Origin of the sequence: Phenylobacterium sp. (genome assembly GCF_004299445.1) — a bacterium.
GTDB lineage: Bacteria > Pseudomonadota > Alphaproteobacteria > Caulobacterales > Caulobacteraceae > Phenylobacterium.
Map to the genome: position 1 here is coordinate 39,571 of NZ_SCTC01000003.1, position 21,381 is coordinate 60,951.

At 68.3% G+C, this 21,381-nt stretch carries 16 protein-coding genes, 1 other RNA gene and 1 pseudogene; 1 reads left to right on the forward strand and 17 read right to left on the reverse strand.

The features are described 5' to 3' along the window. Positions 1 to 5 precede the first annotated feature (5 nt). The 17 genes and pseudogenes from mraY to EPN98_RS00485 form a co-directional block, all read right to left on the reverse strand. Positions 6 to 1,115, reverse strand: coding sequence for a phospho-N-acetylmuramoyl-pentapeptide-transferase (mraY, locus tag EPN98_RS00405; RefSeq protein ID WP_293358717.1), 1,110 nt, complete (start codon positions 1,113 to 1,115; stop codon positions 6 to 8). Further along, positions 1,115 to 2,524, reverse strand: a complete 1,410-nt coding sequence (gene murF / locus EPN98_RS00410; protein ID WP_293358720.1) for a UDP-N-acetylmuramoyl-tripeptide--D-alanyl-D-alanine ligase — start codon at positions 2,522 to 2,524, stop codon at positions 1,115 to 1,117. Before murF ends, mraY begins: the two co-directional genes overlap by 1 nt. Beyond that, positions 2,517 to 3,971, reverse strand: coding sequence for a UDP-N-acetylmuramoyl-L-alanyl-D-glutamate--2,6-diaminopimelate ligase (locus EPN98_RS00415; RefSeq protein ID WP_293358723.1), 1,455 nt, complete (start codon positions 3,969 to 3,971; stop codon positions 2,517 to 2,519). The genes murF and EPN98_RS00415 overlap by 8 nt, the downstream gene beginning before the upstream one ends. Beyond that, positions 3,968 to 5,722 (reverse strand): penicillin-binding protein 2, encoded by a 1,755-nt coding sequence (locus EPN98_RS00420; protein WP_293358726.1) that lies wholly within the window; start codon positions 5,720 to 5,722, stop codon positions 3,968 to 3,970. The genes EPN98_RS00415 and EPN98_RS00420 overlap by 4 nt, the downstream gene beginning before the upstream one ends. Further along, positions 5,719 to 6,192: a cell division protein gene (locus tag EPN98_RS00425; RefSeq protein WP_293358729.1), complete on the reverse strand. Its 474-nt coding sequence runs from the start codon at positions 6,190 to 6,192 to the stop codon at positions 5,719 to 5,721. The genes EPN98_RS00420 and EPN98_RS00425 overlap by 4 nt, the downstream gene beginning before the upstream one ends. Continuing rightward, positions 6,189 to 7,124, reverse strand: a complete 936-nt coding sequence (gene rsmH / locus EPN98_RS00430; protein ID WP_293358732.1) for a 16S rRNA (cytosine(1402)-N(4))-methyltransferase RsmH — start codon at positions 7,122 to 7,124, stop codon at positions 6,189 to 6,191. The genes EPN98_RS00425 and rsmH overlap by 4 nt, the downstream gene beginning before the upstream one ends. Further along, entirely contained in the window at positions 7,121 to 7,606 is a 486-nt protein-coding gene (locus tag EPN98_RS00435) for a division/cell wall cluster transcriptional repressor MraZ (RefSeq protein ID WP_293358734.1), read from the reverse strand. Before EPN98_RS00435 ends, rsmH begins: the two co-directional genes overlap by 4 nt. A 457-nt stretch (positions 7,607 to 8,063) precedes the next feature. Beyond that, an RNA gene (gene rnpB / locus EPN98_RS00440) (RNase P RNA component class A) lies at positions 8,064 to 8,442 on the reverse strand. 30 nt (positions 8,443 to 8,472) lie between these two features. Beyond that, positions 8,473 to 9,195, reverse strand: a complete 723-nt coding sequence (locus EPN98_RS00445) for an N-acetylmuramoyl-L-alanine amidase (RefSeq protein ID WP_293358736.1) — start codon at positions 9,193 to 9,195, stop codon at positions 8,473 to 8,475. Further along, entirely contained in the window at positions 9,192 to 10,085 is an 894-nt protein-coding gene (locus EPN98_RS00450) for a DMT family transporter (RefSeq protein WP_293358738.1), read from the reverse strand. The genes EPN98_RS00445 and EPN98_RS00450 overlap by 4 nt, the downstream gene beginning before the upstream one ends. Positions 10,086 to 10,166: 81 nt before the next feature. Continuing rightward, complete coding sequence (locus tag EPN98_RS00455; RefSeq protein ID WP_293358740.1) at positions 10,167 to 11,066, reverse strand: alpha/beta hydrolase; 900 nt, start codon at positions 11,064 to 11,066, stop codon at positions 10,167 to 10,169. Positions 11,067 to 11,181: 115 nt separating this feature from the next. Continuing rightward, on the reverse strand, positions 11,182 to 11,793 hold the full coding sequence (locus EPN98_RS00460; RefSeq protein WP_293358743.1) for a DUF3052 domain-containing protein: 612 nt from the start codon (positions 11,791 to 11,793) through the stop codon (positions 11,182 to 11,184). A 234-nt stretch (positions 11,794 to 12,027) separates the two neighbouring features. Then, a complete protein-coding gene (locus EPN98_RS00465) occupies positions 12,028 to 13,170 on the reverse strand; it encodes an acyl-CoA dehydrogenase family protein (protein ID WP_293358745.1) in 1,143 nt (380 codons plus the stop codon). Positions 13,171 to 13,173: 3 nt separating this feature from the next. Then, positions 13,174 to 13,533 (reverse strand): endonuclease domain-containing protein, encoded by a 360-nt coding sequence (locus EPN98_RS00470; protein WP_293358748.1) that lies wholly within the window; start codon positions 13,531 to 13,533, stop codon positions 13,174 to 13,176. Positions 13,534 to 13,653: 120 nt separating this feature from the next. Continuing rightward, a complete protein-coding gene (locus EPN98_RS00475; RefSeq protein ID WP_293358751.1) occupies positions 13,654 to 14,859 on the reverse strand; it encodes an acyl-CoA dehydrogenase family protein in 1,206 nt (401 codons plus the stop codon). A gap of 302 nt (positions 14,860 to 15,161) precedes the next feature. Further along, positions 15,162 to 17,636, reverse strand: coding sequence for a TonB-dependent receptor (locus EPN98_RS00480; protein ID WP_293358754.1), 2,475 nt, complete (start codon positions 17,634 to 17,636; stop codon positions 15,162 to 15,164). 344 nt (positions 17,637 to 17,980) lie between these two features. Further along, positions 17,981 to 19,806: pseudogene (locus tag EPN98_RS00485) on the reverse strand (methyl-accepting chemotaxis protein); the annotation flags it as partial. Positions 19,807 to 20,185: 379 nt separating this feature from the next. Here EPN98_RS00485 and EPN98_RS00490 point away from each other — a divergent pair. Continuing rightward, complete coding sequence (locus EPN98_RS00490; protein WP_293358757.1) at positions 20,186 to 21,241, forward strand: DUF2332 family protein; 1,056 nt, start codon at positions 20,186 to 20,188, stop codon at positions 21,239 to 21,241. Positions 21,242 to 21,381 lie beyond the last annotated feature (140 nt).

Consider the following 21,381-nt stretch of genomic DNA (forward strand, 5'->3'; position numbering starts at 1 on the left):
CCTCCCTAGCGCAGCTTGAGGGTGGCGAGGCCCAGCAGGGCCAGCATGATCGAGACGATCCAGAAGCGGATGACCACGGTCGACTCCGACCAGCCCAGCTTCTCGAAGTGGTGGTGGATCGGCGCCATCAGGAAGATCCGCCGGCCGGTCCGCTTGAACCACGCCACCTGGATCACAACGCTGAGCAGCTCGGCCACGAACAGGCCGCCGATGATGGCCAGCACGATCTCGTGGCGGGTCGCCACCGCGATCGTCCCGACCGCGCCGCCCAGGGCCAGCGAGCCCGTGTCGCCCATGAAGATCTTGGCCGGCGGCGCGTTGTACCAGAGGAAGCCCAGACCGGCGCCCAGCAGCGCCCCGCAGAACACCGCCAGCTCGCCCACGCCCGGAACGAAGTGGAGCTGCAGGTAGGTGGAGAAGACGTAGTTGCCGACCAGGTAGGCGATCAGGCCGTAGGCCGCCGCGGCGATCATCACCGGCACGGTCGCCAGCCCGTCCAGGCCGTCAGTGAAGTTCACGGCGTTGGCCGCGCCCACGATCACAAAGGCGCCGAACAGCAGGTAGCCCCACGACAGGTCGACGAAGTACTGCTTGAAGATCGGGAACGTGACCGAGGTCAGCAGTTCGGGGCTCTCGGGCGGCTTGGCGGCGAACAGGATGATCAGGGCGATCGCGGCCATGGCGATCGCGGCTTCCAGCACCAGCCGCACCCGGCCGGAAATCCCGGCCGTCGATTGCTTCGTGACCTTGGCGTAGTCGTCCATGAATCCGAGGATCCCGTAGCCCGCGGTCACCAGCAGGACGGCCCAGACGTAGACGTTGGTGAGGTCGGCCCAGAGCAGGACGCCCGAGAACAGGCCGGCCAGGATCATCACGCCGCCCATGGTGGGCGTGCCCGACTTTTCCAGCACATGCCGCTCGATGCCGTCGGTGCGGATCGGCTGGCCCTTGCCCTGTTTGGCCTTCATCCAGCGGATGAACCGCGAGCCCAGCGCCACGACGACGAACTGCGCCGTCACGATGGCGAGGCCGGTGCGCGTGGTCTGGTACTTGAGCAGGTTCAGGACCGGCACGTACTCCGTCGACGCGAACGTCAGATAGAGCCAGTAGAACATCAGCCGATCTCCCCGGAGCCCGAACCGGTCGCGCCGAGCGCGAGAAGAGCCTGGGCGATCTGCCCGGCCTTCGATCCGTTGGACCCCTTCACCATCACCACGTCGCCGGCCTCTACGGCCTGTGCGAGCTGCGGCGCGAGGCCAGCAGCCGTTTCGGCGTACCCGCCGCGACGAGTCGGAGGAAGGGCGTCCCAGAGTGATTTCATCAGAGGGCCGGCGCAGAAGACGAGGTCGATTGACGCAGCCTCCAGCGGACCGGCCAGACCGGCGTGGAACGCCTGGGCCTCGGGGCCCAGTTCCAGCATGTCGGTGAGCGCGACGATGCGGCGGCCCGAGGTGGCCCGCGCGCCCAGGGTCTTGATCGCCGAGGCCATCGAGACCGGGTTGGCGTTGTAGCTCTCGTCGATCAGCGTGAAGGCGCCGCCGGCGTGCGCGACCGTGCTCTCGGCCCCTCGGCCGGCCAGCGGCTCGAAGCTCTCCAGCGCCGCCAGGCCAGGCTCCAGGCTGACGTCCAGGGCTTCCAGCATCAGCAGCACGGCCATGCTGTTCAGGCCCCAGTGGAAGCCGGTCTGCAGGATCGGGAAGTCCAGCGCCCGGCCATGCAGTCGCGCCTGGATCACGGCGCGACCGCCGGACACCTGGAAGTCGATCAGGCGGGCGTCACAGCCCTCGCCGGTCCCGAACGTCCTGATGACGGCGCCCGCTTTCAGCGCCTCGGCCTTCAGAAAATCGAACCAGTGATTGTCGGCGTTCAGCAGCGCAACGCCGCCGGGCTCGAGGCCTTCGAGAATCTCGGCCTTGGCGCGCGCGACGCCGGCCTCGCCGTCGGCGAAGTTCTCGGTGTGCACCGGGCCGACCGTCGTGATCAGCGCCACATGCGGACGCACGAAGCGGGTCAAGGGGCGGATCTCGTCGGCATGGTTCATGCCGATCTCGAAGACGGCGCGCTCGGTGTCGCGCGGCATGCGCGCCAGGGTCAGCGGCACGCCGATGTGATTATTGTAGCTCTTCACCGACGAGTGCGCGCGCCCGGCGCGCATCAGCCCGGCCATGATCGCCTGGGTCACCGAGGTCTTGCCGACCGATCCGGTCACCGCGCCGCGCTTCGCCTGCCGGGCCCGCTCGCGCGCGGCGACGCCCAGCTTCTCCAGCGCCGCCAGCGTGTCCCCGGCGACTTTCACCGAAGGCCCGTCCACATCCTGGTTCACCAGCGCGCCCGCGGCCCCGCTCGCCAGCGCCTGGGCCACGAACTCATGGCCATCGCGCACGCCGGCCAGGGCCACGAACAGGTCGCCGGGCTCTATCGAGCGGCTGTCGATGGACACGCCGGTGGCGGCAAACCCGCCGCCGCTCGCAGTCCCGCCCGTCGCCCTCGCGATGTCATCCGAGGTCCAGAGCGGGTCAGCCATGGACCAGCTCCAGCGCCTGGGAGGTCTCGACCACGTCGTCGAAGGGGTGGGTCACCCCGGCGATGGTCTGGCCCTGCTCGTGGCCCTTGCCGGCCACCACCAGGACATCGCCGTCCTGCAGCATCGCCGCCGCCGCGCGGATCGCCTCGCGCCGGTCGCCGATCTCCTTCGCACCTTTCGCGCCGGCCAGCACCTCGGCGCGGATGGTCGCCGGGACCTCCGATCGCGGATTGTCGTCGGTGACGATGGCGACGTCGGCCAGGGCCGCGGCCACCTGGCCCATCAGGGGGCGCTTGGTCTTGTCGCGGTCGCCGCCGGCGCCGAACACCACGATCAGCCGGCCGCGCACGTGCGGGCGCAGCGCGCGCAGCACGGTCTCAAGTCCGTCGGGCGTGTGAGCGTAGTCGACATAGGCCTCGCCGCCCCGCGGGCCCGCGCCCACGCGTTGGAGCCGGCCGGGCGCGCCGATCAGCTTTTCGAGGCCGCCGAAGGTCTGCTCCCACGACAGTCCCGCCGCCCGGCAGAGCCCCGCCGCCACCAGGGCGTTCGAGGCCTGGAACCCGCCCGCCAGCGGCAGGCGCACGTCGAATAGGTAGCCGTCGGCGCGCACCTTGAGGCGTTGGCCGTCCGGCAGCAGCGTGCGCTCCACCATCTTCAGCGCCTGGCCGCCCTCGCCCACGCTCATCACCCGCTGGCCCGAGACCACAGAGGCCGCCGCGAAGAACGGGAAGGCGTCGGAATCGGCGTTCAGCACGGCGGTCGCGCCCCGCGGCATCAGCTGTTCGAACAGGCGCAGCTTGGCCTTCAGGTAGGCGTCCATGGTGATGTGATAGTCGAGGTGGTCCTGGGTCAGGTTCAGGAACCCCGACGCCGCCAGCCGCACGCCGTCCAGCCGGCGTTGGTCGATCCCGTGGCTCGAGGCTTCCATGGCGAAGTGCGTCACGCCCTGCTCGGCCACCTGGGCCAGCAGCTGGGCCACGTCGCCGGCGTCGGGCGTCGTCAGGCCCGGCGGCGTCACCTGGACATCCTCGCCCTTCGGCTTCGAGATGGTCACGCCCAGGGTGCCCATGCTGGCCGACATGTGGCCGGCGTTGCTGAACACCTGTCGGCAGAAGTTGGCGACCGAGGTCTTGCCGTTGGTGCCGGTGACCGCCACGCAGGTCTGCGGCTGCCTGCCCCAGAAGTTGGCCGAAGCCAGCGCGTAGCCCCGCCGCGGGTCGCGACAGACGATCGTCGGAACCGAAAGCCCCAGGTCCTGGTCGGCGATGATCGCCGCGGCGCCGGCCTCGATCGCCTTCTGAGCAAACGTCGCGCCGTCCACCTTCGCGCCCGGCAGGGCGGCGAACAGGAAGCCCGGCTGGACCTTGCGGCTGTCGGCGGTCACGCCCGTGATCTCGGGATCGCTGCCCAGGTCGCGCTTCACCAGTTTGGTCAGACGAACGCTCATCGGCCGTCGCCCACGTCTTCCGGTTTCGGCGGCTCGACCGGGATCGCCTGGCCGACGTCGTTGCGGCGCTGCACGCCCAGGAACGGGGCGATACGCTCGATCACCCGGCCCGCGGCCGGCGCGGCCACCCAGCCGCCCGTGGAGTAGCCGGCGCTGTTCGCCGAGGCGTGAGGCTCGTCCAGCAGAACCAGCACGAAGTAGCGCTTGGCGTTCACGTCGCCCGTGGTCGGGAACACCGCGGCGAACGATGAGACCTGCTTGTCGTGGTTGTAGTTGCGGATCGCCGGGTCGTACTTCTCGCCGGTGCCGGTCTTGCCGCCCACAGACAGGCCCGTGATGTTGGCCGAGGTGCCGCTGCCGCCCGTCACGTTGGCGCGCATGATCGACAGCATCTGCAGCGAGGTCTTCTCGGACATGACCCGAGTACCCTCGACCTTGGCGCCGGGTTCCAGCTTGCGGATGGTCAGCGGGATCAACTTGCCGCCATTCAGCACCGCGCCATAAGCCCGCGCCAGGGCCAGCGGGGTCACGTTGATGCCGTGCCCGAACGAGGTGGAGGCCACCGCGTCCTCGTTCCACACCTTGGGCGTCAGCGGCCGGGCGTTCTCGATCAGCTCCACCTTGGCCGAACGGGTCAGGCCCAGGCCGTCGAAGTACTTGCCCATCCGCTCGGGACCGATACCGACGGCCAGCTTGGCGGTGCCGATGTTCGACGAATGCTGGAACACCTCGACCAGCGTCAGCACCTTCCGGGCCGCGTGGTAGTCGTGGATGGTCCGGTAGCCCAACTTGAACGGCTGGGTGGCGTCGAAGGTGGTCTCGGGGTTGGCGACGCCGGTGTCGAGGCCGATGGCGACCGTGAAGCCTTTGAAGGTCGACCCCATCTCGTAGACGGTGGCCGCGGCGCGGTTGGTCTGGGCGTAGACGCCCGCCTTGCCCGGCTTGTTCGGATCGAATACCGGCCAGCTGGACAGCCCCAGGATCTCGCCGGTGTGCACGTCGGTCACCAGCGCCACGGCGCCCTTGGGCTTGAACTCGCTGACGGCCTTCCAGAGCTCGTCCTCCAGCGCCCCCTGGACGCGCAGGTCGATCGACAGCGGCACCGACTGGCCGCTGCGGGCCAGACTGCGGATGTCCTCGTTGAACGCAGCCTCGGCGCCCGACAGGCCCTCGCCGCCGGCGTCCGAGAATCCGATGATGTGCGCCGCCGAGGGGCCCAGCGGATAGACGCGCCGCTGCTCGGGCTCGAACGTCACGCCGGGCAGGCCCAGGTCGTGGACGCGGTTGCGCTCCTGCGGGGTCATGGCGCCCAGCACGAAGATCCGGCGATTGCCGCGCAGCGCGCGCTCCAGCCGCTCGGGCTCCAGGTTCGGCAGCGCGGCCAGCAGGCTGCGGCGGGTCTCGGCCTGGTCCCAGATCTCGCGCGGGTCGATGTAGAGGCCATAGTGCAGCAGGTCGGCCGCCAGCAGCATGCCGTTGCGGTCGACCAGGTCGGCCCGCGATGCGCCGATGTAGGCGCCCGCGCCGGTGGCCCGCGCGTCCGAGAACAGCGCCGCGCGCGTGGCGCCGATCGCCAGGGTCATGAAGCCCAGCGAGAACAGCACCATCACAAAGAAGATGCGCAGACGGGTGTCGTCCTCGACCCGGCCCGAGGCGCGGGCGCGCTCGAAGGCGTGCTCCAGGCCCCACAGGCGCTCGGTCAGCCAGCGCGGCAGGCCGGTGCGGCCGAAGGCTTGCTGGCCCAGGCTCATCGGCGAACCTCGGGCGCGACCGGAGCCGGCTGAGCCTCGGCCACGCGCATGACCGGATAGGCCTCGGGCGGCGGCGGCGGCGGCACGCCCGGAATGGCGTCTGCGCCATTGACCATCGCGGCCACGGCCGACGGGGCCTTGGCTTTCTTTGGCGGCCCGGCGCGCGCCACGTCGACGATCTGGTCCACGGTGGCTTCGCGGTGCGCGCCGACCGTCTCCATCTTGAGGTAGGTCACCGCCAGGCGCTCGATCCGGCCCGGCTGTTCCAGGTGGGCCACCTCGGCCTGCAGAAGGCGGATACGGGCTTTCTCGGCCTTGATCTGGCGCTCGATTGTCGCGATTTCGGCCCGCTCGCGGCCGGCGATGGTCTTGGCCAGGTAGACCCCCAGAATCACGGCCACCAGCAGGCCCAGGCCGATCAGGTCGACCAGGCGGAACCCGCGAACCTTCCGCGTGAACAGGCCCATCATGCCGCATCCCTCCAGACCGGCGCATCGGTGCGCACGGCCGCCCTCAGCTTCGCCGAGCGGGCGCGGGGATTGGCCTTCGTTTCCGCCTCCGACGGACCCTGGGCGCCGTTGAAGAGAAGTCGGAAGCTGGGATCGGCCCCCTTCGCCAGCGGAGGCGCATGACGCGATCCCGCCGGCGTCCGGCCCGCCCGCACGCTGAGGAAACTCTTCACGATTCTGTCCTCGAGCGAATGGAACGTTACGACGCACAGCCGCCCGCCCACCTTCAACGCCCGCTCGGCGGCCACGAGGCCCGCCTCCAGCTCCGAAAGCTCCTCGTTCACCGCGATGCGAAGGCCCTGAAAGGTCCGCGTTGCCGGGTGGATCTTGGCGCCCCGCCGACCGCCCAGCGACTTCTCGACGAACTCGGCCAGCTCCAACGTCCGGGTGAAGGGCTGCTCCTCGCGCCGGCGCACGATGGCGCGCGCGATGCGGCGGCTCTCCCGCTCCTCACCATAGACGAAGATGATCCGGGCCAGCTCGGCCGCCTCGGCGGTGTTCACCAGGTCGGCTGCGGTCGGGCCGTCACCACCCATCCGCATGTCGAGCGGCCCGTCCTGCATGAACGAGAAGCCGCGCTCGGCCTCGTCGATCTGCATGGATGACACGCCGAGGTCGAGGGCTACGCCATCGACGCAGCCCTCGCCCAGCACCGCGTCCATTTCCGAGAATCGCGCTTCCACCAGCTGGAAGCGGTCTTCCGGAAATCCCGCGGCAAAGCGACGGACCGTAGGGTCGCGGTCAAACGCCACGACCTTCGCGCCTGTCGCCAGGATGGCGCGGGAATAGCCCCCCGCGCCGAAGGTGCCGTCGACGATGGTGTCGCCGGGCTTTGGAGCCAGGTTCTCGATCACCTCGTCGAGCAGAACGGAAACGTGCGGGGATTCGCTCACTTTGCGCCCCCGCCCAGACGTGCGGCGCGTTGCTGCACCCGCATCTCGGCCAGGCCCGCCCGGGCCTTCTCGCGGTCGGCCGCCCGCTGGGCCCGATACGCGTCGCGCTCCCAGATCTCGAAGCGGTCGCGCAGGCCGACCACGGCCACCCAGTCGGTGATGCCGTACTGTTCGCACAGCGTTTCCGGCAGGGTGATGCGGCCGGCCGTGTCGAAGCTCAGCTTCTGCATCTCGCCGAAGACGTTGCGCTCGATCGAGTCCCGCAGCTCGTCGCCGAACTCCAGCTCGTCGGCCATCGCGCCATAGCGGTCGAACAGCTGCTGGCCGCCGCCTTCGATGCAATCGGAACGGATCGAGGGAAAGACGAAGACGCCGTCGGCCATCATCGCGCCTGAGGGACCCGAGAGCGCGGCGCGGTACTCCTGCGGCACAACGATGCGCCGCTTCGCGTCCAGCTGCTTCTCAAAGGTCGAGAGGAACATCCTCGGCCCCAAGCCCCCTCCCTTCGCCAGCCCCTGAACCCGCGCCCGACCCGCTGTTCGACTGCCGAATTACATTTGGGTTAACATGGGACCCAGTGGGTTTCAATGACACTCACTGACTATTTCAGCCAATTCAGTGGGACAAACTGCCTCTATGGTTAATCGCCGTCAGTTATCCACAGAACATACTCAGAACTGTTAGTTAACGCAGAGACGTCTTCCTTTCCCACGCAGTGGGAGAGGGGGACCGCACGCCGAGGTCGGCGCATGCCGGCCGTAGAGCGGGTGGTGGAGAGGGCGAGCCTCAAGCGTTGCGCTTGGTTCTGATCTGCTGAGCCATTCGGGCGAACGATCCGCACCGCCGGCCGCACGCCCTCTCCACCAATCGCTCTTCGCTGCGCTCGGCGATTGGTCCCCCTCTCCCACTGCGTGGGAAAGGAAGAACACTGGGAAAGAAAAGATCAGACGGCCTGTAAGCCGGGTTCTGTGCCGCCCTGCTCGCGCAGGACGCGGCGGCCATTCCTCTGGACCGATCGTTGCCGACCGGTTCTCGCGACCTACCCGGAGCCCTCAGGCCGGCGACGGCCCTACCAGCAAGCTGGCGCGGGATCCCTATTCGGTCTTGCTCCTGGCGGGGCTTGCCATGCGATCCCTGTCACCAGGGACCCGGTGCGCTCTTACCGCACCCTTTCACCCTTACCTTCTCCAAGGAGAAGGCGGTCTGCTCTCTGTGGCGCTATCCCTGGGGTCACCCCCGGTGGGCGTTACCCACCGCCATGTCGTCGTGGAGCCCGGACTTTCCTCGAGCTTGCGCCCGCGACCGCCCGGCCGTCTGATCCGCGAGCGCCATACCACTTCCCTCCCCATCAAGGGAGCGAAACCCGCAACAGCGCGATCAGCCGCGCCCGGGTCTCGCCGTCGGCGACGCCGTCTACCTTGTCGGGCCGCCAGTGCCGCTGGAAGGCGCGCACCACGGCGGTCGTGTCGGCGTCGAATTTGCCTGACGGCGGCAGGTCGTAGCCCAGGCGCGTGAAGCCGGCCTGCAGCGCGAACACCGCCGCCCCCTCCTCGCCCTCGCCGATCGGATCTCCGGGGGCCGCCGGCCATTCGGCCCACAGGCCGTGGCCCGCTTCCGACAGCCGCTTCCAGGGGAACAGCTCGCCGGGGTCGTCCTTTCTCGCAGGAGCCACATCGGAGTGCCCCACGATGTCGCGATCCTCGATGGCCCAGCGCGTGCGGATGTCCGTGATCAGATCCGTCACCGCCACGATCTGCGCCTCGGGGAACGGGCGATAGCCCCACTCGTGGCCCGGATTGACGATCTCGATGCCGATGGAGTCGCCGTTGACGTTGCGCCGGCCCCGCCAGAACGAGACGCCCGCGTGCCACGCCCGCCGCTCCTCGGGCACCAGGCGGAAGATGCGACCGTCCTCCTCGACCACATAGTGCGCGCTGACCTTGGCCGCCGGGTCGCGCAGGCGATCGATCGCCTCCTGCCCGGTCTGCATGCCGGTGTAGTGCAGCACCAGAATGCTGGGCGGGACCGTGCGCGGGTCGAAATTGGGCGACGGGGCCTCGATCACATTCATTCGGCGCGGTTCCGCATGGCCAGCAACATGGACATCACCTGACTTCCCCGCAGCGCGATGATCAGGACGCCAGCCAGCGCCAGCGCGCTGCCGATGATGAGGCGCGGCCCGAGCGGGTCGCCCAGCACCACCACGCCCAGGACGATTGTGGCCAGCGGCGTCACCAGGATCAACGCCGAGATCAGGTTGGCCTCGTACTTCTGCAGCATGGTCACGTAGACCGTGTGCGCCACCAGCGACACGATCAGCGCCGAGAAGGCCAGCGCGGCCCAGAAGCGCCAGCCCGCCGCCACCGCCGTGTCCAGCGCATGCGGCTCCAGCCACAGCGACAGGGCGGCCATGGGGAACAGCGACGAGACGCCCACCCAGGCCTGGAAGGCGATCGGGCGGATGCCCTCGATCTGCTTGGTCATGACGGTGCCGGCGGCCGACAGCACCGTCGAGGCGGCGATCAGCAGCAACCCGTTCGACAGGGTCAGCCCGTGCGGGTTCCACATCACCGTCAGCACGCCCGCGAACGTCAGCGCGATCCCCAGGCCGCGGCGCCAGCGCACCCGCTCGCCCAGGAACAGCATCGACAGGATCAGCGTCGCCGGCATGCCCATCTGCAGCACCACCGCCGCCGACGACGGCGTGGCGTCCCGCAGGCCCACGAACATCAGGCCAAAGCTGCCCGCCCCCATCAGGAAGGCGGTGACGATCAGCTTCCACAACGGCTTGGGCGCCGGAAGCAGGAACGGGAACAGACACGCCGCCACGATCAGGAACCGCCCGGCCGCGTAGAACAGCGGCGGCACGTCCAGGATGCTCACCACATACTTCGAGATGATGTTGTTCACCGCCCAGATCAGGCACATGGCCATGAGCAGGGCAAAGTCGCGGACGGCCATTCGCCCGACCTAGGACGCGTCAGGCAAAAGTGGAAGCCGCTTTCGGCGCCCGACGCGCCCTCTGACCCAATCCTTGCTTCGTCACGCTTTGAAGAAGGTCTCCAGGTCGCGGTTCAGCTGTCGCATGTGGGTCACGAACAGGCCGTGGGGGGCGCCGGGATAGACTTTCAGCTCCGAGCCCCGAATTCCCGCCGCCAGCCTCTGTCCGGTGATCGCGAGCGGGGCCGAAGCGTCCTTGTCGCCGTGAACGATCAGGGTCGGGCGGTCGATCTTCGGCAGGTCGGGCCGCAGATCCTTGCCGATCAACGCCTTGAACGCGGCGATCGCCACCGGAACCGGCGTCTCCAGCAGTTGCTCGGTCAGCCAGGCCTTCATCGCAGGCGAGGTTTCGGGCGTGAAGAAGGGCGCCTGATTGTCCATGACCCACTTGGGGAAGTCGCTGGCGTACTGCCCGAGCGTGTTCTGGTGAAAGGCCATCGGCGCCCCGTACGGATTGTCGGGCGTCTGGACGATGTAGGGCGCGACTGTCGCGACCAAGGCCGCCTTCTTCACCTTCGCCGTCCCGTGCCGGCCGATGTAGCGCGCCACCTCGGCGCCGCCCATCGAGTGGCCGACGAGGATGGCGTCCTTCAGGTCTAGGGTGTCGATCACCGCGGCCAGGTCGTCGGCCAGGGTGTCCATCTCATAGCCCTTGCCCGGAACGTCCGAGCGGCCGTGGCCGCGCCGGTCGAAGGCGATGCAGCGGAAACCGCGCTCGGACAGGTCGGCCACTTGGTAGGCCCACATCTCGCTCGACAGGGCCCAGCTGGAGACGAACACCACCGGTTGGCCCTCGCCCCAGTCGCGGTGGAACAGCCGCACCCCATCCTTGGCCTGAATGACGGTGGCCCCCTTCGGCCGTGCGGCGGCGGGCCCGGCCTGGGCCAACGCAGCCACCGACCCGGCGGCCAGGCCCGAGGTGAGAATGTCGCGACGGTTCATCAGGTGGCTCCCTTGCTGGGAGGAGATGACCGCAGACCCACCGGCCGGTCGATTACGCGCCGGGTAAAGGGAGCAGCGCGACATCCTTCCTTTCCCGCGAAGTGGGAGAGGAAGATCAGGTCTTGCGCCGCGTGAACCGCAGCGCCGTCAGGGTGTCGGAGAACCCGACTACCTTGTTGTCCACCAGGCCGAAGGACTTGGCCGCCGCCATCACCTCCACGTCCTTCACCTTGGCGGACTTGCCCTTGCGCGAGACCACCCACAGCGCGCCCTTGTCGGCCAGGGTGGGGACGAGGTCGCCGATCCGCGCCAGCTCGGCGGCGCTGTCGGCGGCGTAGAACAGGATGTCGAGGGCCTCTAGGTCGTTGACCAGCGTCGCGCCGCGGCCGGCGAGTTCGCCGGCGATGGCGTCGTCGGCGACGCCCAGGACCGCCACGCGCATGCCCGCCTTCACGCCCAGCTTGTCGAGGCGGCCCTTGGGATTGTTGATCGCCTCGGCCCAGCGCGGCGCCTGGACCTCGCCAAGCGCGAACCTGCTGCCGTCGGCCAGCACCAGGTCCCCGCCCTCGGACCGCACGCCCTTCAGCGCCGCGGCGTCCCAGACCCTGCGCTGGGCGCCGCGGAACAGCAGCTTCGGCGCCTCGTACTGCAGGCGGCCCTCGTCGGCCCCTTCGGCGAACCGCGCCGCCACATGTGCGTCCTTGCCCATGGCGAAGGTGTCGCCCACGAAGGTCGTTCGGACAACCCGAAGCGCTCCGTTCCCTCCCTTAATGGGGAGGGACAGACCGCGCAGCGGTCAGGGTGGGGAAGTGTGGGCCAGAACTCGGAGGTGGGGGAAGGATCGACACTTCCCCACCCTGGCGGCTCCGCCGCCTGGCCCTCCCCATTAAGGGAGGGAAACGAAAACGGCCGCCCTGGAGGACGGCCGTCTCGAAGTCTCACACTAGACTAGAATGCCGCCCTAGGCGGCCTTGCCCAGGCTCAGGAGCTCGTACCGCGCCAGGTGGTGATCCACCGAGCCGAAGGCGCTCTCGATCATCGTCGCGCGCTTGAAGTAGTGGCCGATGGCCATTTCGTCGGTCATGCCCATGCCGCCGTGCAGCTGGATGGCGTTCTGGCCGACGAACTTGCAGGCCTTGCCGATCTGCACCTTGGCGGCCGAGGCGGCCTTGGCGCGTTCAGCGTCGTCGCCCACCTTGATGTTGGCCATGTAGGTCATCGACACCGCCTGCTCGACGTTGATGAACATGTCGACCATGCGGTGCTGCAGCACCTGGAACGAGCTGATCGGCACGCCGAACTGCTTGCGCTGCTTGGTGTACTCCAGCGTGCCCTCATGCAGCTTGCGCAGCACGCCGCAGGCTTCGGCGCAGGTGGCGGCGATGGCCTCGTCAACCACCTTCTCCACCAGCGGCAGGCCGCCGTCGGCCGGGCCCACCAGGGCGTCGGCGCCCAGGCTGACGTTCTCGAAGTAGACTTCCGAGGCGCGGTTGCCGTCGACCGTGGGGTAGTCGCGGGTGGTGACGCCCTTGGCGCCCTTCTCCACGATGAACACCGACACGCCGCCGGCGTCGCGCACGCCGCCCGAGGTGCGGGCGGTGACGATCAGGTGGGTGGCGAACGGCGCGCCCAGCACCACGGCCTTGTGGCCGTTCAGGGTCCAGCCCGCGCCGTCCTTCTTGGCCGTGGTCTCCAGCGCCGCGAGATTGTAGCGGCCCTTGGGCTCGGCGTAGGCGAAGGCGAAGATGGTCTTGCCCTCGATGATGCCGCCGATCATGTCGGCCGCGCCGGCATGGCCCGAGTGCTTCAGGAACCCGCCGCCGATGACCACCGTGCCGAGGTAGGGCTCGACGACCAGCGCCTTCCCGAACTCCTCCATCACGACCATGTTCTCGATGGCGCCGCCGCCCAGGCCGCCCAGCTCTTCCGAGAACGGCGCGCCCAGGATGCCCAGCTCCTCGGCGAAGGCCTTCCAGACATCAGGCCGCCAGCCCGGCTCCTTGGAGACCGCGGCCCGACGCTTGTCGAAGTCGTAGTGGTCCGCCAGGTACGCCGCGACCGTGTCGCGCAGCATCGACTGTTCTTCGGTGAAGCTGAAATCCATCGCCTAAGAGCTCCAATACGTCTCCCCTCCCCCTTGCGGGGAGGGGCCGGGGGTGGGGGTGTCCGCGCTGATCCTGGCGAGGATCATCTGAAGCACCCCATCGAAATCCGCGATCGCCTGACCGTTGGCGAACCGCATAACTCTGTAACCACGGCCTGTCAGCCAAGCGTCACGCTCTGCATCGCGCGCCGCTACGGAAGGCAACCCGTGGATTCCGCCGTCCAGCTCGACGATCAGTCGGCGACGGTGGCAGACGAAATCCACGATGTAGGGGCCGAGAGGGGCCTGACGCCGGAAGTGAAGACCCAGGTCACGCAGCGCCTTCCAGAGGCGCCGCTCGGCGTCGGTGGGCGTACGCCGCATCCGACGCGCTGCGGCAGCTGCGCGGTCTGACTTGTGGATCGCCCCAGGCGTTCGTTCAGGCACCCCCACCCCCGACCCCTCCCCGCAGGGGGGAGGGGAGTTCTCATCCTTATCGTGAACCTAGAGGCCCAGGACCATCTTGGCGATGATGTTGCGCTGGATCTCGTTCGAGCCGCCGTAGATCGAGGTCTTGCGGCCGTTGAACATCTCGCCCGCCAGGCCCTCGGCATAGTCGGGACCAACGCCCGCGGCGTTGCCGCCCAGGTCGCGCAGGAACGGGGCGCCGTAGTGGCCCACCGCCTCCAGCGCCAGCTCCTGGAGGCGCTGCTGGATTTCGGTGCCCTTGATCTTGAGGATCGAGCTTTCCGGGCCAGGGCCCTTCCCGCTCGACTCGCCGGCCAGGGTGCGCAGCTCGGTGAACTCCAGCGCCGTCAGGTCGATCTCCAGCTCGGCCACCTTGCGGCGGAAGAAGGCGTCCGACAGCAGGCTCGAGCCCGTGTCCGAACGCTCGGTCGACGAGATGGTGCGCAGCTTTTCCAGGTTGCGCTTCGAGCGCGCCACGCCGGCGATGCCCGAGCGCTCGTGCGCCAGCAGCGCCTTGGCGCAGGTCCAGCCCTGGTTCTCGTGGAAGATGCGGTTCTCGACCGGCACCTTCACGTTGTCGAGGAACACGTCGTTGACCTCGTGGCCGCCTTCCAGCGTCGTGATCCGGCGGACCTCGATGCCCGGCGTCTTCATGTCGATCAGCAGGAACGAGATGCCAGACTGCGGCTTGGCGTCGGGGTCTGTGCGCACCAGGAAGAAGCCCCAGTCGGCGTGCTGACCCAGCGTCGTCCACGTCTTCTGGCCGTTGACGATGTAGTATTCCTTGCCGTCGTCGGCGGTGATCCGCTCGGCCTTGGTCTTCAGGCTGGCAAGGTCCGACCCGGCGCCCGGCTCGGAGTAGCCCTGGCACCACCAGACGTCGCCGTTGTAGATGCCGGGCAGGAACTTCTTCTTCTGCTCGTCGGTGCCGAACGTGTAGAGCACCGGCGCCAGCATCGACAGGCCGAAGGGCAGCAGGCCAAGGCAGTCGGCGCGCGCGGTCTCTTCCGACCAGATGTACTTCTGGGTGGGCGTCCAGCCCGTGCCGCCCAGCTCCTTCGGCCAGCCCGGCGCCACCCAGCCCTTCTTCGCCAGCACCTTGTGCCACAGGAGGTACTCCTCCTTGGTCAGCGCCCGGCCCTCGTCCTGCGCCTTGCGCAGCTCGGCCGGATAGTTCTCCGCGATGAACGCCCGGACCTCGTCGCGGAACGCATTTTCTTCGGGGGTGAAGTCGAGGTTCATGGCCGTCCTCCGGAAGCGCGCGTGGGCTTACGCCGTATGGGTTTCGCGAACCCTATACGCACGGACGCGAAGGGAAGAAAAGATGACGCTAACGTCAACGTAAGCCATCAAGGGTCGCCGGCCGGCTGGCAGGCCTGTGGTGTGAAGCCATGAGACGACAAAGCCCCGCCAGCCTGTCGGCTGACGGGGGCAGTTGCCGCTGGGGGGCAGCTCCGTCCGAGGTCGCCCTGGCTTGCGCAGGGCGACCTCTCGCGGTGGGGGGGGGCCGGGAACTGGGAGGGGGGTGTCCCGGCCGCCTCCGATCAGAACGTATAGCGCAGCGTCGCCGAGGCGGTCCGGCCGTTGTAGGCGCGGCCGAGCACCACGCCGCTGGCCGGGATCGCGGCCTGCTCGACGTCGGACAGAGCCAGCTCGTTGAACAGGTTGTTGACGTTCAGCATCAGCTGCACCTGCTCGGTCGGGCGAACCTGAACGAAGGCGTTGACCAGGGTGTAGCTCGGGAGCTTCAGCTGGTTGGTGTCCTGCGCATAGCTGCTCGTGGTGCCGATCACGTTCACGCCGACGGTCGCGTACTTCAGCTCGACCTGTGGGGTCACCGAGTAGATCAGGTCGGCCTGATGGCGCGGCTTGTTCCCGATGAACTCGGGGTGGAGCACGTCCTTGGAGATCTTCGCGTCGGTGTAGGTGGCGCCGGCGGTCACGCTGAACGGCCCGCGGCGAACCGCCGCCTCCAGCTCCACGCCCTTGGCCTTGTAGCCGCGGACGATGTTCTCGACCTGGATATCGCCGGCGGCGTTGCTGTTCACCTGCACGTTGCGCTCGCCGGTCCGCGCCGAGAAGGCGGTGACGTTGAACGTCAGGTCGGCGATCCGGTACTTCAGACCCAGTTCGGCCTGCTTGACCGTGTCGTAGGCGCTCTCGCTGTCGACCAGCTTGCCGGTGTTGTAGTTGACGGCCGGCGTGAACAGGATCTTGTCGGCCGAGGCGCGGCCGCCGCGGCTGTAGCGGCCGAAGACCGCCAGCTGCTCGGCGATGCGGTAGTTCACGCCCGCCGAATAGCTGAGGTAGTCGTAGTTGTAGTCCACGCGCCCAGGCTGGCCGAGCGGCAGGGTGGCGACCTTGGTCTCGGCCAGCGAGATCCGCCCGTCGCCGTTCATGTCGACCGACGTCACGCCGAGCCGTCCGCCGCCGAGTTCGGCGCCGTACAGCGTGCCCTTCACGTCGCCCATGTCGTAGCGCAGGCTGCCGCCGACGGCGATCTTGCCCACGTGGTAGTTGATCGAGGCGTAGGGCGCATCGACGCCGTAGTTCATGTCGTAGGTGCGGTGGTACAGCGCGCCGCCGATGCCGTAGGCGATGTAGCCGTTCTGGGTCGTCGGCACGCCGGCGGCCGTCCGGACGTCGATCAGCGAGGCGTCGCCGTCGCCACGGACATCGCTCAGCACGTTGAGGAACGACAGGTCCGTGCCGTAGTCCTGCGACGACTTGTAGAAGCCGACCGTCGTCGTCAGGTTGCCGCCGCCCACCTTCCAGACGCGGCTGGCGCGGATGTCGTTGGTCACGTTATCCAGGCTGTTGACCTTGGTGTAGAGCAGCAGCGACGAGGTCAGCAGGCCGTTGCCGTTGAGCGCCGTGGGATTGGGGATCGCCTGACCGGTCTGCGGGCCGGTGGCGAAGCTGAGCGCGCCGCCGGGGCCGCCGTAGACGAACGCCAGCGCCGCCGCCGGGGCCACCGCGATCGGCCGGAAGCTCATGTTGCTGCCGGAGATGTCGGCGACGCGGAACTTCTCGGTGATCGTCCAGCCGCCGATGTCGAGCTGCGAGTCGAGGCCGATCGACTTGCTCACGGCGTGCTGCCCGCCGCGGACGTCGTCACGCAGGATGTTGTTGTCCCCGTCGAGCGTCAGGATGTTGCCGTTGTGGGGCGACATCAGAGAGTCGGTCTTCAGGTTGAAATTGGTCGGGCCCGCGAACGTCGGGTCGGCGTTCGTGCCCGTCACCCGGATCGGAACGAACTGGTAGGCCGGCGTGCGGTCGTCCAGGTACTTGCCGTAGACGCGCACGTAGCCGTTCTCGAGCGTCTTGGTGATGTTGGCCTTGATCTGGCCGCCCTTGTAGGCCGTGAAGCCCACGTCACGCGGGCCTTCGCCCTCGCGATAGAAGCCGCCGATGTGCATGCGCACGGTGTCGCTGATCTTGTAGCCGTAGTCGCCGTCGACGCGCTTCTCGCCGTAGTTCAGGCCGTAGGTCGCTTCGACCGCGCCGCCTTCGGCGTCCCCCGTCTTCGAGATCAGGTTGATCACGCCGCCCGGCGAGTTCGAGGCGAAGGTCGACGCCGAGCCGCCCCGGATCGTCTCGATCGCCGAGAGGTTCAGGTCCGAGCGCATGAACATGTCGGAGGTGAACTGCGACAGGTCGCCGAACTCCAGGACGGGCAGGCCGTCCTCCTGCAGCTGCACGTACTTCGAGCCGGTGCCCGACAGCGGCAGGCCGCGGATCGAGTAGTTGGCGTTGCCCTCGCCGATGCCGTACTCGGCGCGAATGCCCGGGATGTTGCGCAGCACCTCGCCCAGCGAGCGGGCGCCCAGCACCTTGATCTCCGACTCCCGCAGGGCGCTGGTCGAGGTGGCGCTGTCGAGGCGGTCGCGACCCTTGGCCACGCCGGTCGAGAAGACCGCTTCGCGGTTTGCCGGCTTGACCGCATCCGCCGCCTGCGCGACCGCAGGCGCGATCATCAGCAAGGGCGCGATCGCCGCGGACACGTACAGATACTTCATCGGATGATTTCCCACTTCCAGGTCTAGAGTCGTTGTCTTTCGCGTAGCGTAGTGCCGCTCAAAGTCTAACTTGTGCGTAAATTCCTGAGTCCTTGGCGCGACTAAAGCCTGCGACATTTTGTACTTTATCACGCGACGTTTATGCGGATCACGTCAGATCACGGAGCTTCGGAAACCAACCAATACTTCAAGGTATCGGTGGCGCTCGACCCGTTCGCGGATCGCATTTCCAAGGGTGCAGAAGGGTGGCGACCGACGCCGTCGGCGGCGCCCGAAGATGCCCATCGGCTGGCGCGCCCGGATCGCTCCGCCGGCGCGCGCGCGTCGCCGGCCGGAGCTACCTTGCGGCCACCCGCAGAGGCGCGTCGTACGTCACGTATTCGTCCTGGCGCCGATCCGCCGCCGACAGCGAGCGAAGGCGGAACCGGGCGACCAGCTTCGAGAGCTCGTCGGCCTGGGTGGCCAGGTTCCGGGCCGCCGCCGTCGCCTCGTTGACCATCGCCGCGTTCTGCTGCGTCATCCGGTCCATGCTGGTGACGGCGCTGCTCACCTGCTTCAGGTTCTCGGCCTGGGTCTCGGTGTTCAGCGCGATCTCGTTGATGAGGTCGTTGGTGTCGCCGATCTTGGCGCCGATGAGCGTCAGCATCTCGCCGGTGTGTCCGACGCGGCCCACGCCGCTGGCCACCTGTTCCGACGACGTGTGGATCAGGGCCTTGATGTCCCGCGCCGCGTCGGCCGAGCGCTGAGCCAGAGCCCGGACTTCCGAGGCCACGACCGCGAAGCCCTTGCCCGCGTCGCCGGCTCGCGCCGCCTCGACCCCGGCGTTCAGCGCCAGCAGGTTGGTCTGGAACGTGATGCTGTCGATCAGGTTGATGATCTGGCTGATCTCTTCCGAGCTGGTCTTGATCGCGTCCATCGCCGAGATCGCCTCGTTCACGATGGCGCCGCCGTCCGCCGCGTTGCCGTTCGCGACCTCGATCGCGGTCCTGGCCTCGGCGGCGCGTTGCGCGGTTTCGCCGACCATGACGGTGACCTGCTGGGTCGCGGCCGTGGTCTCCTCCAGGCTCGCGGCCTGCTGCTCGGTCCGCCGCGAAAGATCCTCGGAGGCGGCATAGATCTCGGCCGCGCCCGAATGCACGCTCTGCGCCGAGCGCACGACGCCCGAAATGCTCTGTTCGAGCCCTTCCACGGCGCTGTTGAACGACTGGCGCAGGCGCTCGTATTCCGGTTCGAACGGGCTGGTGATCACATGGGTCAGGTCGCCCGACGCCAGGGCCGCCAGGGCCGTGTCCAGCGTCTCCACGACCCGGCGCTGGGCCGCCTCGGCGCCGATCTTGGCGCGATCGGCCTCTTCCTTCGCCCGCTCGGCCGCCGCCTTGGCCTTGTCGGCTTCGGCCTTCGCCAGCGCGGCGTCACGGAACACCAGGACGGCGCGGGCCATATCGCCCAGTTCGTCGGCGCGCTCGGCGTCGACCGCGATGTTGTTGTCGCCCTCGGCCAGCTGGGTCATCGCCTCGGTCAGCACCGTGATGGGGCGCGCGATCGTGCGGCTCAGCATGCGCGACAGGGTCATGGCGATCGCGATCAGGGCGATGCCGCCGATGACCAGGGCGGTGATCGCCGTCACGATAGCCATCTGCTGACGCTTGCCGTTCTCCTCGATGTTCTTGGCCTCGGCGCTGCGCACGTCGCGCAGCGGCAGCACCGCGGCGCTCACCAGCACCTTGCTGCCCGCATCGCGGACTTCCTGCTGCGCCTCGTCGCGTCGGCCGGCCTTCACCACCTCGATCAGCCGGTCGCCCCAGTTCTTCCGCCAGGCCAGCGTCGCCGCGCGGGACTGCTCGACCGCCTTCAGCATGGCCGGCTCGGTGAGGGTGGACGTGAGCTTCTGCGAGACCTGATCGTACTCGTCGCGGCCCTCGTAGTACGACTTGAGGTAGCTCTTGTCGCCCGTGACAAGATAGCCGCGAAGCTGGCTGTTCTGCCGAAGAATGGCCGTCTCGAGGGCCAGCGCATCGGCGTGGATCGCCTGGCTGCGATTGCTGCTCTCCGTCGACGCCCGGATCATCAGGATGGTCGCCAGGAAGACAACCATCATGACGGCTGCGGAAACGCAGATGAATACGAACGACAAGCTGAGTTTCTTGGGGATGCTCATTTCGATCTTCATCAATCCAATACTTACAGAGTCGCCGTCTCCACAGCGCACCGGAAACAACTTGCCGTAACGGCACACATACCCAACGGCGACCTGAGACCGCCCCCGGAAGTTGCGGGAACACCTAGGTCGACAGGGATTGCCCGCCCGTTAATGACGATTTGGCCGCGTCGCTTTGGGCCTGCGACATAAAGTCTCCGCCAAGACCGGTGGCGGATTCAGAGCCCTTTAAGGGGCGCCGTTGCTCACTGCCCTCTGCCGGGAGCGAGACAAAACTAAAAGGCGAAAACGCCTGCTCTAGACTAAACCACGGGGCGACTTGCGGGCCATACCGGCGCGCATCGGCGTCCATCAGTTGTCCCGAGTATGTGGGACGCGTAACTCGTTTGGATTGCATTTTATGACCATGCTCGCGACGACCGGCGCCCGGCACTCGTTTGTGCGTCAGGCCGAAAGCTGCCGCTCGTCGGGTTCGGCCTTCGTTGCGGCCGTGCTCGAGGCTGTCGATCGCCAGCTCTCCCTCGCCCCCCTTAGCAGCCGCATGGTCCAGGACTGGACGGGCGACCCGGCCGCCGCCGCCGTCGCCCTGCGCGTCAACGGGGCGCTCCACGCCCTCGCCCGGCGCGGCAGCCCGCAGTACCTCGCGGATCTCTACCGCGGCGAGCACGACGACTTCGACGGCGCCGTCGCCGAGGCCCTGCTGCGGGAGGACCAGTTCATCGCGGACTGGATCCGCGATCCGACCCAGACCAACGAGGTCGCCCGCGGGGCGGCGATCATGTCGGCCCTGATGACCGTCGCCGCCGAGCGGCCGATGCCGTTCCAGATCCTGGAGCTGGGCTCCAGCTGTGGCCTCAACCTCAATCTCGCGCGGTACGACTATCGCCTGGGCGGCGTCGTCGCGGGCGATCCCGCCTCATCCGTCCACATCGAGCCCCGGTGGATTGGCGCCGATCCGCCCGCCGTCCCCGTGTCGATCCTGTCGGCGCAGGGCGTCGATCTCAATCCGCTCAGCGCCCGGGACCCCGCCCACCGCGAACGGCTGCTGTCGTTCACCTGGGCCGATCAGCCCGCCCGCTCGCGGCGCCTCGAAGCGGCCCTCCAGGTCGCCATGGCCCATCCGCCCCAGGTGCATCGCGGCGACGCCAAGCTGTGGCTCACCCAGCGCCTGGCCCAGCGTCAGCCGGACGGGGTCTGCCGCGCCGTCGTCCACACCATGTTCCTGCAGTATCTGAGCGACCGCGACCGGCGCGAGATCGCCGCGATGCTGGCCGCCGCCGGCGCCGGCGCGACGGCCGACCGCCCCCTCATCGAGATCGGCTTCGAATGGACTTCCGATCGCCGCGAAGTCCAGCTCCGCTTCACCCGCTGGCCCAACGGCCAAAGCACCGTCCTGGCCACCTGCCACCCCTACGGCGACTGGGTGGACTGGCGCGGCGGGGAGTGAGTGGGCGCGGGGAGAACGAAGCTCATCTTCGAGCGCAACTTCATCAGCGCCTTTCCGAAGTCCTGCCCGGCGGGCGTCTCGGAATGGACCACGCATTTCGTCGCCATGCCCATGTCGTTGATCCGGCACTTCAGCGTGGC

Coding starts and splice junctions, on each gene's coding strand:
- mraY (WP_293358717.1), bottom strand. CDS start 1,115: ATGTTCTACTGGCTCTATCTGACGTTCGCGTCGACGGAGTACGTGCCG.
- murF (WP_293358720.1), bottom strand. CDS start 2,524: ATGGCTGACCCGCTCTGGACCTCGGATGACATCGCGAGGGCGACGGGC.
- EPN98_RS00415 (WP_293358723.1), bottom strand. CDS start 3,971: ATGAGCGTTCGTCTGACCAAACTGGTGAAGCGCGACCTGGGCAGCGAT.
- EPN98_RS00420 (WP_293358726.1), bottom strand. CDS start 5,722: ATGAGCCTGGGCCAGCAAGCCTTCGGCCGCACCGGCCTGCCGCGCTGG.
- EPN98_RS00425 (WP_293358729.1), bottom strand. CDS start 6,192: ATGATGGGCCTGTTCACGCGGAAGGTTCGCGGGTTCCGCCTGGTCGAC.
- EPN98_RS00435 (WP_293358734.1), bottom strand. CDS start 7,606: ATGTTCCTCTCGACCTTTGAGAAGCAGCTGGACGCGAAGCGGCGCATC.
- EPN98_RS00445 (WP_293358736.1), bottom strand. CDS start 9,195: ATGAATGTGATCGAGGCCCCGTCGCCCAATTTCGACCCGCGCACGGTC.
- EPN98_RS00450 (WP_293358738.1), bottom strand. CDS start 10,085: ATGGCCGTCCGCGACTTTGCCCTGCTCATGGCCATGTGCCTGATCTGG.
- EPN98_RS00455 (WP_293358740.1), bottom strand. CDS start 11,066: ATGAACCGTCGCGACATTCTCACCTCGGGCCTGGCCGCCGGGTCGGTG.
- EPN98_RS00465 (WP_293358745.1), bottom strand. CDS start 13,170: ATGGATTTCAGCTTCACCGAAGAACAGTCGATGCTGCGCGACACGGTC.
- EPN98_RS00470 (WP_293358748.1), bottom strand. CDS start 13,533: ATGCGGCGTACGCCCACCGACGCCGAGCGGCGCCTCTGGAAGGCGCTG.
- EPN98_RS00475 (WP_293358751.1), bottom strand. CDS start 14,859: ATGAACCTCGACTTCACCCCCGAAGAAAATGCGTTCCGCGACGAGGTC.
- EPN98_RS00480 (WP_293358754.1), bottom strand. CDS start 17,636: ATGAAGTATCTGTACGTGTCCGCGGCGATCGCGCCCTTGCTGATGATC.